The sequence below is a fragment of the Candidatus Aquicultor secundus genome (genome assembly GCF_002791875.1).
Taxonomy (GTDB): Bacteria; Actinomycetota; Aquicultoria; order Aquicultorales; family Aquicultoraceae; genus Aquicultor_A; species Aquicultor_A secundus.
In genome coordinates, this window is record NZ_PFNG01000064.1 from 1 (window position 1) to 383 (window position 383).

General features: G+C 48.6%; 1 protein-coding gene. It reads left to right on the forward strand.

Annotated elements, in window-relative coordinates; translation table 11 throughout:
* Positions 1-309: S-layer homology domain-containing protein (locus COY37_RS02610; protein ID WP_286975910.1), on the forward strand; the 309-nt coding region annotated here is incomplete at its 5' end.
* Positions 310-383: the final 74 nt, after the last annotated feature.

Sequence of the window (383 nt, forward strand, 5' to 3'; positions counted from 1 at the left end):
GCTAAAGAACTCGGTATTATTGGCGGTTACTCAGATGGAACATTCCGGCCGTTGGCGAATGTCACGCGAGAAGAAGTAACGGCGATCGCTATCAAGGCCGGGCGGTTTTCACCGGAGACGTTATACATCAACATTTTTCCCGATGTAACATCCTCGTCCTGGAGTTGGCCGTATATTCTTGAGGCAAGGAACCTTAATCTTGTTAGCGGCTACCTAGACGGTACTTTTCATCCTTCGAGCCCTGTAACCCGTGCCGAGGCCTCGAGGATCGTTGATCTCTTACTAAAAGCCAGAGGCGACTTGCTATAACGATCGTCGAAACGGCAACTGAGCCTACGAGAAAGATACCAACTAAATAATCTTGGGCAAAATGCTTGTTGGTA